The sequence below is a fragment of the Thioalkalivibrio sp. ALJ15 genome (assembly GCF_000383695.1).
Taxonomy (GTDB): Bacteria; Pseudomonadota; Gammaproteobacteria; order Ectothiorhodospirales; family Ectothiorhodospiraceae; genus Thioalkalivibrio.
Genome location: NZ_KB912057.1, coordinates 305,038 through 319,558, shown reverse-complemented (window position 1 = coordinate 319,558; position 14,521 = coordinate 305,038). Strand labels below are relative to the sequence as shown.

At 66.8% G+C, this 14,521-nt stretch carries 13 protein-coding genes; all 13 read left to right on the top strand.

The features are described from left to right. Positions 1–10 precede the first annotated feature (10 nt). Positions 11–970: a tRNA pseudouridine(55) synthase TruB gene (truB, locus tag G015_RS0105145; protein WP_020146264.1), complete on the top strand. Its 960-nt coding sequence runs from the start codon at positions 11–13 to the stop codon at positions 968–970. Positions 971–1,081: 111 nt separating this feature from the next. Next, complete coding sequence (rpsO, locus tag G015_RS0105140) at positions 1,082–1,351, top strand: 30S ribosomal protein S15 (protein ID WP_012982141.1); 270 nt, start codon at positions 1,082–1,084, stop codon at positions 1,349–1,351. A gap of 125 nt (positions 1,352–1,476) precedes the next feature. Next, positions 1,477–3,564, top strand: coding sequence for a polyribonucleotide nucleotidyltransferase (gene pnp, locus G015_RS0105135; protein WP_018138260.1), 2,088 nt, complete (start codon positions 1,477–1,479; stop codon positions 3,562–3,564). 65 nt (positions 3,565–3,629) lie between these two features. Next, positions 3,630–4,253: a class I SAM-dependent methyltransferase gene (locus G015_RS0105130; RefSeq protein ID WP_018649005.1), complete on the top strand. Its 624-nt coding sequence runs from the start codon at positions 3,630–3,632 to the stop codon at positions 4,251–4,253. Positions 4,254–4,405: 152 nt separating this feature from the next. Beyond that, a complete protein-coding gene (gene ndk / locus G015_RS0105125) occupies positions 4,406–4,837 on the top strand; it encodes a nucleoside-diphosphate kinase (RefSeq protein ID WP_018138258.1) in 432 nt (143 codons plus the stop codon). Positions 4,838–4,981: 144 nt separating this feature from the next. Then, positions 4,982–6,115: a bifunctional tRNA (adenosine(37)-C2)-methyltransferase TrmG/ribosomal RNA large subunit methyltransferase RlmN gene (locus tag G015_RS0105120; protein WP_018138257.1), complete on the top strand. Its 1,134-nt coding sequence runs from the start codon at positions 4,982–4,984 to the stop codon at positions 6,113–6,115. Beyond that, entirely contained in the window at positions 6,115–6,885 is a 771-nt protein-coding gene (gene pilW / locus G015_RS0105115; RefSeq protein ID WP_018138256.1) for a type IV pilus biogenesis/stability protein PilW, read from the top strand. Before G015_RS0105120 ends, pilW begins: the two co-directional genes overlap by 1 nt. Next, positions 6,875–8,074 carry a RodZ domain-containing protein gene (locus G015_RS0105110; RefSeq protein ID WP_018649003.1) on the top strand — a complete coding sequence of 400 codons (1,200 nt, stop codon included), beginning with the start codon at positions 6,875–6,877 and terminating at the stop codon, positions 8,072–8,074. The genes pilW and G015_RS0105110 overlap by 11 nt, the downstream gene beginning before the upstream one ends. Before the next feature lie 57 nt (positions 8,075–8,131). Next, positions 8,132–9,415: a histidine--tRNA ligase gene (hisS, locus tag G015_RS0105105; protein ID WP_018649002.1), complete on the top strand. Its 1,284-nt coding sequence runs from the start codon at positions 8,132–8,134 to the stop codon at positions 9,413–9,415. Positions 9,416–9,458: 43 nt separating this feature from the next. Continuing rightward, positions 9,459–10,073, top strand: a complete 615-nt coding sequence (locus tag G015_RS0105100; RefSeq protein ID WP_018138253.1) for a tetratricopeptide repeat protein — start codon at positions 9,459–9,461, stop codon at positions 10,071–10,073. A gap of 15 nt (positions 10,074–10,088) precedes the next feature. Further along, positions 10,089–11,279 (top strand): outer membrane protein assembly factor BamB, encoded by a 1,191-nt coding sequence (gene bamB / locus G015_RS0105095; RefSeq protein WP_018138252.1) that lies wholly within the window; start codon positions 10,089–10,091, stop codon positions 11,277–11,279. 50 nt (positions 11,280–11,329) lie between these two features. After that, positions 11,330–12,784: a ribosome biogenesis GTPase Der gene (gene der / locus G015_RS0105090; protein WP_012982151.1), complete on the top strand. Its 1,455-nt coding sequence runs from the start codon at positions 11,330–11,332 to the stop codon at positions 12,782–12,784. Continuing rightward, entirely contained in the window at positions 12,771–13,973 is a 1,203-nt protein-coding gene (locus G015_RS0105085) for an aminotransferase class I/II-fold pyridoxal phosphate-dependent enzyme (RefSeq protein ID WP_012982152.1), read from the top strand. Before der ends, G015_RS0105085 begins: the two co-directional genes overlap by 14 nt. The last annotated feature ends 548 nt before the right edge of the window (positions 13,974–14,521 follow it).

The window sequence follows — 14,521 nt, the reverse complement described above, 5'->3', positions numbered from 1 at the left end:
GGTTTCCTTGATGGCGCGCGCACGTCGCGAGGTCGACGGTATTCTGCTGCTGGACAAGCCCCGCGGGCCGAGTTCTACCCAGATCCTGGGGCGCGTGAAGTACCTGTTGCAGGCCAAGAAGGCCGGTCATACCGGGGCATTGGACCCGCGTGCGACCGGCCTTTTGCCGTTGTGTTTCGGTCAGGCGACCAAGGTCTCGGGCTGGCTGCTGGACGCCGACAAGCACTACATCGCGGAGGCGCAGCTGGGGGTCGAGACCGATAGTGCGGATCTCGATGGCGCCGTCATCCGCGAGGCGCCGGTGCCGGCCGTCGAGCCGGAGCAGCTGCGGGTGCTGGAGCGGCGGTTCAGCGGGGCGCAGGAGCAGGTGCCTCCGATGGTCTCGGCCCTCAAGCACGATGGCAAGCGGCTCTATGAGCTGGCGCGCAGGGGCGTGGAGGTGGAGCGTCCCCCGCGGCCCGTGCAGATCCATGCCCTGTCGATCGAAGCCATCGCGCCCGAGCGGCTGCGCATCGATGTGCGCTGCAGCAAGGGCACCTATGTACGCTCCCTGGTGGCCGACATCGGGCATGCGCTGGGTTGCGGGGCGGCGGTCGACAGCCTGCGGCGCATCGGGCACGGCCCATTCGAGGCCGCCGCGATGGTAACGATGGAGCAGGTGGAGGCCGCATTCGAAGCGGGTGGTGCGGCCGCGATCGAGGCCATGCTGCAGGCCCCGGAAACGGCGCTAGGGCACTGGCCCTCGGTTTCCCTCAATGCACAGGCCAGCGCGGCCATGCGCCATGGCCACGCAGCGGGTGCCGAGGCGATCGAGTCCCAGACCCCGGGTGCAGAAGGCGCGCCGGCCGAGGCCGAAACTGGCTGGCCGCTGGTGCGGGTGTATGACGCCGAGGGCGGCTTTCTGGCGGTGGGGTCGCGCGAACCGGACGGCCGGGTGCGGCCCCGCCGCCTGTTTGTCGCGGCGTCCTGACGACGCCGCGGTTCTTTCTATTCAAGGCCGGTACGTCGTGCTAACATTGCGCGCCTATCGCCAGCGCCACTGGTCGATTAACGGTCAAGTAATCTCAGGAGTCAGGTTTTCATGTCGCTCACTACCGAAGAAAAATCGGCCATCGTCGAGAAGCACAAGCGCGATGCCAACGACACCGGTTCGCCGGAAGTCCAGGTCGCGCTGCTCACGGCCCGCATCCAGCATCTGATGGGGCATTTTGAAAAGCACAAGCAGGACCACCACTCGCGTCGCGGGCTGCTGAAGATGGTCAGCCAGCGGCGCAAGCTGCTGACCTATCTCAAGCGCAATGACCAGGACCGCTATCAGGCCCTGGTTCAGGAGCTTGGCCTGCGCCGCTAAGGCAGGCACAACGGGCCCGCGCCACTGGTGCGGGCCCGTTCAGTTTCAGGGGCGGCCGCGCAGGGGTGCTGGTCGGCCCATCGCAAGCAAGACCGATGCACGCATTACGGGAAACGGGATATAACGTGGCACACAAGAAGTCGTTCCAGTACGGAAACCATACCGTCACCTTCGAGACCGGTGACATCGCCCGCCAGGCCAGTGGCGCCGTCCTCGTCAACATGGCCGAGACCGTGGTCCTGGTGACCGCCGTCGCGCGCAAGGAGGCCGAGCCAGGTCGCGACTTCTTCCCGCTGACCGTGAATTATCAGGAACGGACCTACGCCGCCGGCAAGATCCCGGGTGGTTTCTTCAAGCGCGAAGGGCGTCCGAACGAAAAGGAGACGCTGACCTCGCGCCTGATTGATCGTCCGATCCGCCCGCTGTTCCCCGAGGGTTTCAAGAACGAGACCCAGATCGTGGCCACGGTCATGTCGATCAACCCCGAAGTCGATCCCGATATCCCCGCCCTGCTGGGCGCCTCCGCCGCGCTGGCGCTGTCCGGTGTCCCGTTCGCGGGACCGATCGGGGCCGCGCGCGTCGGCTATCGTGCCGGTGAGTACCTGCTGAACCCGACCTACAGCGCCCTGGAAGACTCCGATCTCGACCTGGTCGTGGCGGGCACGGAGCATGCCGTGTTGATGGTCGAATCGGAGGCCAGCGAGCTCTCCGAGGAGGCGATGCTGGGCGCGGTGATGTTCGGCCACGAGCAGATGCAGGCCGCGATCCAGGCGATCAAGGAACTGGCGGCCGAGGCCGGGAAGCCGGCCTGGGACTGGCAGGCACCGCCGTCCGAGGCGTCGCTGGAAGACCGCGTCAAAGAGGCCGTGGGCAACGACCTCGTCGAGGCCTATCAGATCGCCGAGAAGCAGGCGCGTACCCAGCGCATTAGCGAGCTGCGCAGCCAGGCCGTCGACGCGATCGCCAGTGAAGACGAGTCCGGGCCGAGCGCGGAAGACGTGAAGACGGCATTCCACGATCTCGAGTACCGCCTGGTGCGCGACCGCATTCTGGATGGCAATCCGCGTATCGACGGACGCGACAACAAGACCGTACGCCCGATCGGCGTCCAGACCAGCGTGCTTCCGCGTACGCACGGCTCGGCGGTGTTTACCCGCGGCGAGACTCAGGCGCTGGTCGTGGCCACGCTGGGCACGGATCGCGACGCCCAGGTGATCGATGCGATCGAGGGCGAGCGCCGTGACCGCTTCATGCTGCACTACAACTTCCCGCCCTATTGCACCGGCGAGACCGGTTTCGTTGGCTCGCCCAAGCGCCGCGAGATCGGGCATGGTCGCCTGGCCAAGCGTGGGGTGGCGGCCGTAATGCCGAAGGTCGAAGAGTTCCCCTATGTGGTGCGCGTGGTCTCCGAGATCACCGAGTCCAATGGGTCCAGCTCCATGGCATCCGTCTGCGGTACCTCGCTGGCACTGATGGATGCGGGCGTGCCGCTGAAGGCCCCGGTCGCGGGGATCGCGATGGGCCTGATCAAGGAAGGCGAGCGCTTCGCCGTGCTGTCGGACATCCTGGGTGACGAGGATCACCTCGGCGACATGGACTTCAAGGTGGCCGGTACCACCAATGGTGTGACCGCGCTGCAGATGGACATCAAGATCGACGGGATTACCCGCGAGATCATGGAGCAGGCGCTGGCGCAGGCGCGCGAGGGCCGGATGCATATCCTCGGCTGCATGAACGAGGTGCTGCCGAGCCACCGCGAGGAGATGTCTTCGCACGCGCCGCGCTTTATCACCATGAAGATCAACCCGGACAAGATCCGCGACGTGATCGGCAAGGGCGGGGCGACGATTCGTGCCCTGACCGAGGAGACTGGTGCGACGATCGACATCCAGGACGATGGCACGGTCAAGGTCGCCTCCACTGACCAGGCCGCCGGCCTCGAGGCCAAGCGCCGTATCGAGGAGCTGACCGCCGACATCGAGGTCGGCCGTCAGTACACCGGCAAGGTCGCGAAGATCATGGACTTTGGGGCGTTTGTCTCCATCCTGCCGGGCCGTGATGGCCTGGTGCACATCTCGCAGATCTCCGACGAGCGGGTGGAGAACGTGGCGGACTTCCTGTCCGAGGGCGACTCGGTCACCGTGAAGGTGCTGGAAGTAGACAAGCAGGGGCGTATCCGCCTGAGCATGAAAGCGGTCGAGTCCGAGGCCTGATCTGGGCTCCGTCACGCAACGGGCACCCTTGGGTGCCCGGCCATCGGTATTCGGGACGTAACGGCATGGATCTGGTCAGTATCCGCAAGAGCTACAAGCGCTACGCCCGCCACTACGACGCCACCTTCGGGCGGGTGTTCGCAACCGGTCGCGAACGCGCCCAGGAGACCCTGGCGCCGCTGTCCGGCAAGCGCATACTCGAGGTGGGTGTGGGTACCGGACTCTCGCTGCCGGACTATCCGGACGACTGCGAGATCGTCGGGATCGACGTCTCGCGCGAGATGCTGGATGTCGCACGGGGCCGCCTGAATGGTGGGCTCCCCGCGGTCTCCGGCCTGTGCGAGATGGACGCCGAGCAGCTTGCGTTCGCCGACAGCAGCTTTGATGCGGTGGTCGCGATGTATGTCGCCACCGTGGTGCCCAACCCGGATCGGCTGTTTGCCGAGATGTGGCGCGTTTGCCGTCCGGGCGGGCAGATCCTGGTGATCAACCACTTCGCGTCTAGGCAGTGGCTGCTGCGCGGGTTCGAGCGCTGTCTGCGCCCGTTGTCGCGCGCGGTCGGCTTCCGACCGGACATGGAGTTCGAGGACTTCGTGAGCGTGACCGGTCAGGAACCGGCGATGGTGGCCCCCGCCAGCCTGTTCGGATATTGGAAGCAGGTGGAGTTCCGCAAGCCCGCGCACGCCTGATGCTGGCGGCTCGGCCCGCGTGCATGCGGGCGCGAGTTTGCCTACACTACGCGCCGCACGCTGTTCCTGCCTGGAGCCCGCCGTCTGGCGGGTTCTCGCGTTTGCGACGCAGGATAGCCCCCGTTTATTCAACCTTAGTCAGGAGAGCCAACATGGCCGCAGAACGTACCCTGTCCATTATCAAGCCGGATGCCGTTTCCAAGAATGTGATCGGCGAAATCTACAGCCGTTTCGAAAAAGCCGGCCTGCAAGTCGTGGCCGCGCGCATGATGCAGCTGAGCCGCGAGCAGGCCGAGGGCTTCTACGATGTGCACAAGGAGCGCCCGTTCTTCAACGATCTGGTGGAGTTCATGATCTCCGGTCCGGTGATGGTGCAGGTCCTCGAGGGCGAGGGCGCGATCGCCAAAAACCGTGAAATCATGGGTGCGACCAACCCGAAGGACGCGGCCCCGGGCACGATCCGTGCGGACTTCGCGACCTCGATCGACGAGAACGCCGTCCACGGCTCGGACGCCGCGGAAACCGCCGCGCGCGAGATCGAGTTCTTCTTCGGCAACGACGGCGTCTGTCCGCGCACCCGCTAAGCGCCGGTCGGGAAAGGGCGCGGTCCCCGTCGCGGCGGCGCCTTTTCTCCCTGCTACGGGGGCCCTCGCGGGTCCCGCCGGGCCCCGTAGGCAGGCATCCCCCTTGCGCAGTACACTAGGGGGTGTTTTTAACTGGTCGCGAGCATGGCAGCGGAAACCTCTACACCTCTGAATCTGCTGGGTTACAGCCGCAGTCAGCTCACCGAGCTGCTGGCGCAGTGGGGTGAGCCGCGTTTTCGTGCCACTCAGCTCGTCAAGTGGATGCATCAGCGCGGGGTCACCGACTTTGATGCGATGACGGATGTTTCGCGCAATCTGCGCGAGCGCTTGGCGCGCGAAACCGAGATCGCCCTGCCCGAGATCGCGCTGGAGAAGGCCTCCGGTGACGGCACCGTGAAATGGGTGCTGCGTCTGGCGGATGGCAACGCGATCGAGACCGTCTTCATTCCCGAATCCGGACGCGGCACCCTGTGCATCTCTTCGCAGGTCGGCTGCGCGCTGGACTGTACCTTCTGTTCGACCGCTCAGCAGGGCTTCAACCGCAACCTGACGGCCGCCGAGATCATCGGCCAGGTCTGGCTGGCGATGCAGCGCCTGCCGGCACCGGAGGGCCGCCAACGCGCGGTGAGCAATGTGGTGTTGATGGGCATGGGTGAGCCCCTGGCCAACTACGATGCCGTTGTGGCGGCCTGTCAGTTGATGACCGACGACAACGCCTATGGCCTCAGCCGTCGGCGGGTGACGCTGTCGACCTCCGGGCTGGTGCCGGCGCTGGACCGCCTCAGCGAGGACACCGATGTCGCCCTGGCGGTCAGCCTGCATGCCCCGAACGACGAGCTGCGCGACCGCCTGGTCCCGATCAATCGCAAGTACCCGATCGCGCGCTTGATGGAGAGCTGCCGGCGCTATGTCGAGGCGACGGGCGCGCACAGTGGCGTGACCTTCGAATACGTGCTGCTGGCCGGCGTGAATGACCGCCCCGAACATGCCAATCAGCTGGCCGGCGTGCTGCGGGGCATCCCGGGCAAGATCAATCTGATCCCGTTCAATCCGTTTCCCGGTGCGCCTTTCGACCGTCCTGCGGAAGCGGATATCGAGCGTTTCGAGCGTCAGCTGCAGAAGGCGGGTTATGTCACCACGGTGCGACGCACGCGTGGCGATGACATCGATGCTGCCTGCGGACAGCTGGTGGGGCAGGTGGAAGACCGTACCAACCGGGGGATGCGCATGATTCGTCTGCACGCCGAACTGCCTGAGCGCCCGCGGAGGGCCTCTTGATGGGGCTTCGCTGGGGGCGCCCGGCCGTCGTGGTACTGCTGGGGCTGGCCCTCGGAGGATGCGCGGCGATGGCTGAGCGCGAGGTAACCGGAGAACGCGCAGAGGCCGCGGAGGTCAACGCCGAGCTGGGTATCGGGTATCTGCGCGAGGGGGAGGTCGACCAGGCCGAGCGTAATCTGAAGCGGGCGCTGGAGTTCGATCCGAACCATCCGCTCGCCAATCTGGGCATGGCCAATGTCTACGAACGCCGGGGTGCGCATGAGCGCGCGGAAGAGCACTACCGCCGGGCACTGCGCCGAGACGATGGCAACCCCTACGTGCAGACCAGCCTTGGGGCCCTGTTGTGCCGGCGCGAGGCCTTTGACGAGGCGCAGGAGCTGTTTGCCAAGGCGATCGACAATCCCGATTACGACCAGCGCGAGATTGCGTTGATGAACTCCGGGGTGTGCTTCGCCGATGCCGGGCAGACGGAACGCGCCGAGGAGAAGCTGCGCGAGGCGCTGCGGATCAACCCGCAGTACCCGCGTGCCCTCCTGGAAATGGCAAGCCTGACCTACGAAGACGACCGCCCGATGCAGACAAGGGCATTCCTGCAACGCCTGGAAGGGCTGGGTGTGGAAAGTTCCGAGACGCTGTTCCTCTGCTATCGGGCGGAACTGGCGCTCGGGAACCGGCGTGCGGCGAACGACTGCGCGGAACGCCTGCGGCGTCAGTACCCGGACAGCATGGAGCTGGTCCGCCTGGAAGACATGGAGCGCAATGGTGGCTGAGCCGCGTGATGACAAGGAGCCGGGTCTGGGCCGGGTCGAGGAAGTCGACGATTCCGTTTCCGAGATGGAACCGTTACGAACCACGGACGATGACCCCCATGCGGCCCCGGAGTTTCCCGCTGCAAGTGGGCTGACGACTCGGGATCAGCCCCCGCCTCCCGATCCCGAGGGTGGGGAGGGCGAGCCCGGCAATAGCCTGCGCCGCGCGCGCGAGGCCGCCGGTCTGGATACCGCCACGCTGGCACACCGGATCCACCTCGGTCGCGGGACGCTGGAAGACCTGGAGGCGAACCGGTTCGATCACATGGCCCCGGCCTATGTACGGGGCTATCTGCGGGCCTGTGCGCGCGAGTTGGGGGTGAACGCCGATCCCTGGCTGCGCGCCTTCGAGGGCCATGGCCTGACCGAGCCGGAGCTGCGGGCGGTGGCTACGGCCTCGGCCCGGAGCAAGAGGCGGCGGCGTTCCAGTGCGCCGTACTGGCTGACCTTTCTGCTCCTGCTGGCGTTACTGGGTCTGGGGGTTTACGCGTGGTCCGAGCGCGGCGGCGGTACGCCGTCATTCCCGTCTCTGGGATGGCTGGAAGACGATCGCAGTGTCCCGTCCGAGGATGCCGCCGCCCGCGCGCCGGATGATGAATTGAGTGCGCCGCCGTCGTTGATCGAGGAAGCGGAACCCGAGCCCGAGGCGCCGAGGGCTGCGGAGACGGATCCCGAGGTCAGTGAGGCTGGTGCAGAACAGGACCCGGAACCCGCGATGGACACGCTGGCCGAGCCGGTGCCCGCAGAGGACACGGCGACCGACGAGACCTCCACTGAAGAGGCGGCCGAATCCTCGACGTCCGGCCCGGTGTCGGAAATGACGTTACTGACCGGTGGTGCCGCCGTGGCCCAGGACCAGGACGAGGATGCGGCCGCACCGAATGGTGGAGAGGCCGATCGCGACGGCCTGTACCGACTGGTGCTGGAGGTCAGCGAGACTTCCTGGCTTGAGATTCGCAATGCGGACGACGAGGTCGTGTTTACCGGTGTGCTGAGCAGCGGCGACCGTGAGGAACTGGAACTCACGCTTCCCGGGCGTGTGGTCCTGGGGAATGCCCGGGGCGTCGAACTGACCCTGGATGGCGAGCCCTTTGACTTCGAGCCCCATGTCCGGGGAGACCGCACCGCACGCTTCGACCTCGAACCCTGATCTTTCGACGCCGGCTACGCGCCCTGGGCAGGCCGGTCCCGAGTCCACAAAGGCAACATGAAAGCGATCAAATCCATTCGCGGGATGCACGACATCCTGCCCGAGTCGATCCACGTCTGGCAGCAACTGGAAGACGGCCTGCGTGGCCTTCTGGATGGCTATGGCTATCAGGAGATCCGGATGCCGGTGGTCGAGGCGACGGAGCTCTTCAAGCGCTCGATCGGTGATGTCACGGACATCGTCGAAAAGGAGATGTATACCTTCGAGGACCGCAATGGCGACAGCCTCAGCCTGCGGCCCGAGGGCACCGCTTCCTGCGTGCGCGCCGGGATCCAGCACGGCCTGCTGCACAACCAGGTTCAGCGCCTTTGGTATTTGGGCCCGATGTTCCGGCACGAGCGCCCGCAAAAGGGTCGCTACCGGCAGTTTCACCAGGTGGGTGTCGAGGTGTTCGGGCTGCAGGGCCCGGATGTGGACGCCGAGATGATTGCCATGACCGCCCGGCTCTGGAAGCTGCTGGGCCTGGAAAATGTGCGCCTCGAGCTGAACACGCTGGGGACGCCGGCAAGCCGCGCCCAGTATCGGGACCAGCTGATCGCCTACTTTGAGCAGCATCGGGATTCGCTGGACGAGGAGGCGCTGCGGCGGCTGCACGACAACCCCATGCGCATCCTCGACAGCAAGCACCCGGAGACGCGCGCCGTGGTGGCGAACGCGCCGAGCCTGATGGATCACCTGGATGCCGAGTCGCGCACGCATTTCGACAGCCTGTGCGCGCACCTGGATGCATTGGGTATCGAGTACGTCCATAACCCGCGGCTGGTGCGCGGTCTGGACTACTATACGCACACCGTGTTCGAGTGGATTACCGACGACCTCGGGGCGCAAGGCACGGTCTGCGCCGGCGGGCGCTATGACGGCCTGGTGGAACAGCTGGGGGGGCGTGGCACCCCGGCCATTGGCATGGCCATGGGGCTGGAGCGCCTGGTCGCGCTGCTGGAGGCCCGGGAAGATGCACCGCAGCCGCCGGGGCCGGATGCCTACCTGGTCGTGGGCGGTGACGAGCTGGTGGGGCCCGCGCTGGAGCTGGCCGAGCGGCTGCGCAGCGAACTGCCCGGGCTGCGGTTGGTCCAGCACTGCGGGGGCGGCAGCTTCAAGTCGCAGATGAAACGGGCGGATCGGCTGGGCGCCCATTTTGCCCTGGTGCTCGGAACTGACGAACACGCCGCGGGCACCGTGACGGTGAAGCCGTTAAGATCGCCCGGAGCCGAACAAACTGCCGTACCGCGCGAGGAACTCGCGCGCCATCTGGAACAGGCCCTGCACGCGTCCGCCGCCTGACGAACGTCAAGGCGCGTACCGCAACCGAAGGATCAAGAGGACGATGAGCTACCTCACCGACGAAGAAAAAGCCGAACGCATCAAACAATGGTGGTCGGATAATGCCATCGCCATCATTGCCGGTCTGGTGCTGGGCATTGGCGGCCTGATCGGCTGGAACTGGTGGAGTGGCCACCAGGACGAGCGCGCGGCCGGCGCCTCCGACATGTATATCGCTATGCAGGGCGCGGCGCAGACCGGCAACAACGCCCGTGCGATGGAGCTGGCCGACCAGCTGATCGAGCAGGGCCGGGGTACGCCGTATCGCTCGCTGGCCTGGATCTTCCGCGCAGACCTGGCGGTCTCCGAGGGCGACCACGAGGCGGCCATAGAGGCCTTGCGCTCGGCGCGTGATGCTGCGCCGGATCGGGGTTACCGCGAACTGCTCACCCTGCGCATGGCGCGGCAGATGATTCTGGCGGAGCAGTATGACGATGCCGAATCGGCCCTTGGCGACGTGCGCCGCGATGCGTTTCGCGGCCTGCGCCTGGAACTGGAAGGCGACCTCGCGCGGGCGCGCGGGGATCGCGACCTGGCCCGCGAGCGCTATCGCGAAGCGCTTGACCATGGCCATACACCCGAATACCTGAGCCTGAAGTACGAAGAGCTCTCGGCCTAAAGGAACTGACCTCCCATGTCCGTGTCTGCCCCGACGAAGACCGCCGTGCGCCTGCTGATTGCCGGTGCGCTCATGCTGTCGCTGAGTGCCTGTGGCCTGTGGCAACGCGATACCACGGAGCCCCCGGCCGATCTGCCCGAATTCGAGGCGGAGGCGCAGCCGGAGCAGCTGTGGTCGCGCTCGGTCGGGAGCGGCGGTGAGCGCTTCCTCTGGCAGGTCTATCCGGGGGTGGTCGACGACATGCTGGTGATGGTCGATGCCGATGGCCGCGTCTCCGGGCTGAATCCGGAAACCGGGAGCCAGCGCTGGCGCGTACGCCTGGACGACGCCCGGGTGTCGGCGGGTGTTGGTGTGGGCGACGAGATCGCGGTGGTCGGCACTCTGGATGGCGAGGCTATCGCGGTGGATCTGCAGGGTGATGGCGAGCGTTGGCGCTCGCGTCTGTCCAGCGAGGTCGTGGCGATTTCGGACGTCGCCTCGGGTGTTGTGATTGCGCGCACCAACGATGGTCGCGTGCATGCCCTGGATGCGGCCTCCGGCGCCACGCAGTGGACCGCGCTGCGGACCACGCCCTCGCTGAGCCTGCGCGGTGCGCATCGACCCCAGATGACGGCCGGGCGCGTACTTACCGGCTTCGATAACGGGCGTGTGGTAATGCTCGGGCGGGAGCGCGGCAACGTACTGTGGGAGACGACGCTCGGCATCCCGACCGGCCGCTCGGAGGTGGAGCGCATGGTCGATGTCGACGGTTATATGCCGATCTATCAGGGTGCGGCGATCGCATCCGGCTATCAGGGGCGTCTGGCCGCCATCGACCTGAATTCCGGCGAAATCTTCTGGGCCCGCGACTTCTCGTCCTATCAGGGTGGGGATGTGACGAACGAGGCGAACGTCCTCGCGGTCACCGATGCCGAGAGCCACCTGTGGGGGCTGGATCCGCGCAATGGCGCCGATCTCTGGCAGAGCGAGCAGCTGCGCCTGCGCGGCGTCACGGCCCCGGTCGTGGTGGGTGATTACGCCATCGTCGGCGACTACGAAGGCTATCTGCACTGGTTCCACCTCGAGGACGGGCGCATCGTGGCGCGTCTGCGGGCGAGCTCCGGCGCGGTCGTGACCCGCCCCGTGCTGGTGGACGACATCCTCTACGTGGTGACCGACAACGGTCGGCTCACCGCGGTCAATCCGCGTCTGGACTCCGGGGAATGAGCGTCGCTGGCACGTACCCCCGGATCCAGCTGTTGCGGTAGCGTTGCCTCATGATCCCTGTCATTGCCCTGGTCGGCCGGCCCAATGTCGGCAAGTCGACCCTGTTCAATCAGCTCACGCGCTCGCGTGATGCGCTGGTGGCCGATGTCGCCGGCCTGACCCGCGATCGCCAGTACGGCATCGGCAAGGTGGGCGACTTCCCCTACCTGGTGGTGGATACCGGTGGTCTGTCGGGCGAGGGTGCCGAGATGGACCGGGCGATGGCCGAGCAGACCCAGCGGGCCGTCGCGGAGGCGGACCATGTCCTGTTCCTGGTGGATGCGCGCGATGGCCTGACGCCGCAGGACCAGGCGATCGCCGACCAGTTGCGTTCGGCCGGGGTCAAGGCCCGGGTCGTGGTGAACAAGACCGACGGCCTGGATGCCGACGCCGTGAGCGCCGAGTTCTATACCCTGGGCATGGGCGAGATCACGTCGATTGCCGCAGCCCATGGTCGTGGCATCAAGGGCCTGATGCAGAAGGTCCGGCGGGCCGTGGCCGCCGAGCGGCGCGAGGCCGAAGCAGCCGAGGGTGCAGCGGAGGAGGCCGCGGAGGACGGACTGGACGAGGCCTCGCAGCAGGCCGCGCTGGACGACTGGCCGGGCATCCGCGTGGCCATTGTCGGGCGCCCGAATGTCGGCAAATCCACGCTGGTCAATCGCATCCTCGGCGACGAGCGCGTGGTGGCCACGGATGTCGCCGGTACCACTCGTGATTCCATCTTTGTCCCGTTCTCGCGCGATGGGCAGGATTACACCCTGATCGATACGGCGGGGGTGCGGCGCCGGGCGCGTGTACACGAGGTCATCGAGAAGTTCAGCGTGATCAAGACGCTGCAGGCGATCGAGGCCGCGCATGTCGTGATCCTGGTGATGGATGCCCAGGCCGGGCTTTCGGAGCAGGATGCTCACCTGCTGGGCCTGGTGATCGACTCCGGTCGCGCGCTGGTGCTCGCGGTGAACAAGTGGGACGGTATGGCGCCGGAGGAACGCGAGCGGGTGCGCGACGACTTGGACCGGCGCCTCGGCTTCGTCAATTTTGCCCGGCTGCGGCTGATCTCCGCCCTGCATGGCACCAATGTGGGGCACCTGCTCGAAGATGTGCAGGAGGCCCATACCAGTGCGTTCGCCAAGGTCTCGACCCCCGAGCTGACCCGCTTGCTGGAGAGTGCCGTCGCCGAGCATGCTCCACCGCTGGTCAGCGGTCGCCGCATCAAGCTGCGCTACGCCCATCAGGGCGGGCAGAATCCCCCGGTCATCGTGATCCATGGCAACCAGACCGATGCCCTGCCGGGCAGCTACAAGCGTTTCCTGGAGAACTTCTTCCGCAAGCATCTGGGGCTGGTGGGTACACCGCTGCGCATGGAGTTTCGCTCGGGCCGCAACCCGTATGCCGGTCGCCGCAATACCCTCACGCCGCGCCAGCAGCGCAAACGAAAGCGCATGATGCGCCATGTCCGCCGCTGATCCGAGCCGGGCATCACTGGAGGGGCCGAGTGCCCCTGCGCTGTCCGCGTTCGGCCGAGCGGTCGAGCCCTTCCGGGTGATGGATATCCTGGCGCGCGCCCAGGCGGCCGAGCGTGCCGGGCGCGATATCATCCACCTGGAGGTGGGTGAACCGGACTTTCCCACGCCCCCCGCGGTGCTGCGCGCCGGGGAGCTTGCGCTGGCGGCCGGGGATACCCGCTATACCCCGGCGCATGGTACCCGCGAGCTGCGCGAGGCCATCGCGGCCGACTACCGCCGTCGCCATCAGGCCGAGATCGACCCCGAGCGCGTCGTGATCACGGCGGGGGCCTCTGCCGCGATCCTGCTGGCGCTGGCCGCCGGAGTGAACCCCGGTGAGGAAGTGCTGCTCCCCGACCCGGGCTATGCCTGTAACCGTCAGTTTGTCGCGGCGCGCGGGGCGGTCCCGGTCGGGCTGCCGGTGGCCGCCAAGCACGCCTTCCAGCCGACTGCCGAGGCAGTAGCGCAGGCCTGGGGCGAGCGAACCCGGGCCATCCTGCTCGGTTCACCCGCGAATCCCACCGGTACCCGGTTGTCCGGCGATCGTCTGGCCGCCATCGTGGACGTCGTGCGCGCGCGGGGCGGTCTGGTAATCGTGGACGAGATCTATGGCCAGATCCTGTTCGACGAGCCGCAGCGCAGTGCCGCGGCCTTCCACCCCGATGTCATCGTGATCAACAGCTTTTCCAAGTACTTCGCGATGACCGGCTGGCGGCTGGGGTGGATGGTGGTCCCACAGATGTGGATCGACCCGGTTCGCAGGATCGCCCAGAATCTCTTCGTGGCCCCGGCCAGCATGGCGCAGACGGCCGCGGTCGAGGCCTTCGCCCCCGAGACCGAGGAGATCCTGCAACGCCAGGTGCGCGAACTGCAGACGCGGCGTGACGTGCTGCTGGAGGCCCTGCCGGCGCTGGGCCTCGAGGTTCAGGCCCGCCCCGATGGGGCGTTCTACATCTACGCCGACTGCACGGCACACGGGGACGACTCCGAGGCGCTTTGCGCGCGCATCCTCGACGAGGCAGGCGTGGCCCTGACGCCGGGCACGGACTTCAGCCCCAGCGCGGGCAAGCGCTACCTGCGCATCGCCTACACCCAGCGCGAGTCACGCCTGCGCGAAGCACTGGACCGCCTCGCGTCGCTCCTCGCCTGACACTCACCTGTTTGAGGCTGGCCCTGGTTCGGCACCCGGTGTTTACGGTGGCTTCGTCTTGCCGCCTGCCAAGCGCTGTTTCGCCAGCGCACCCCGAGTTACTTCTTTGCTTGTGCAAAGAAGTATCCAAGAAACACGCCCGGGATTCGCCCGGGAACCTTGCTCCGGCCGCGCCAGGCCGGCGGCGCTGAAACTCGCTTCGCTCAGACAGTCAGCGCCTTCTCCCGGCCTGTCACGCCCTCCACAAGGGGCTCATATCGGGAGGGAAGGTCAAAAACCGCCGGTGTTCCCGCACCTGTCCTAAGCCCCGAGCTGTAGGGTGCGTTGAGCGCAGCGAAACGCACCGTTCCGACGCCGGAGAAACCCTGATGCGATTCGCTGCGCTCATCACATCCTACGATGGGGCCTGGCGCCCGCTCGCGGGCGCGGCACGCCAGGGCCGAAGGCCGCGCGTGCCCAGGATGTCGGAACACCTTGCCTCCAACCATTGGCACGAACGTCAGGACAGCCGTTGTTTTGACCTTATCCCCCCGTATGAAGCCCCTTGC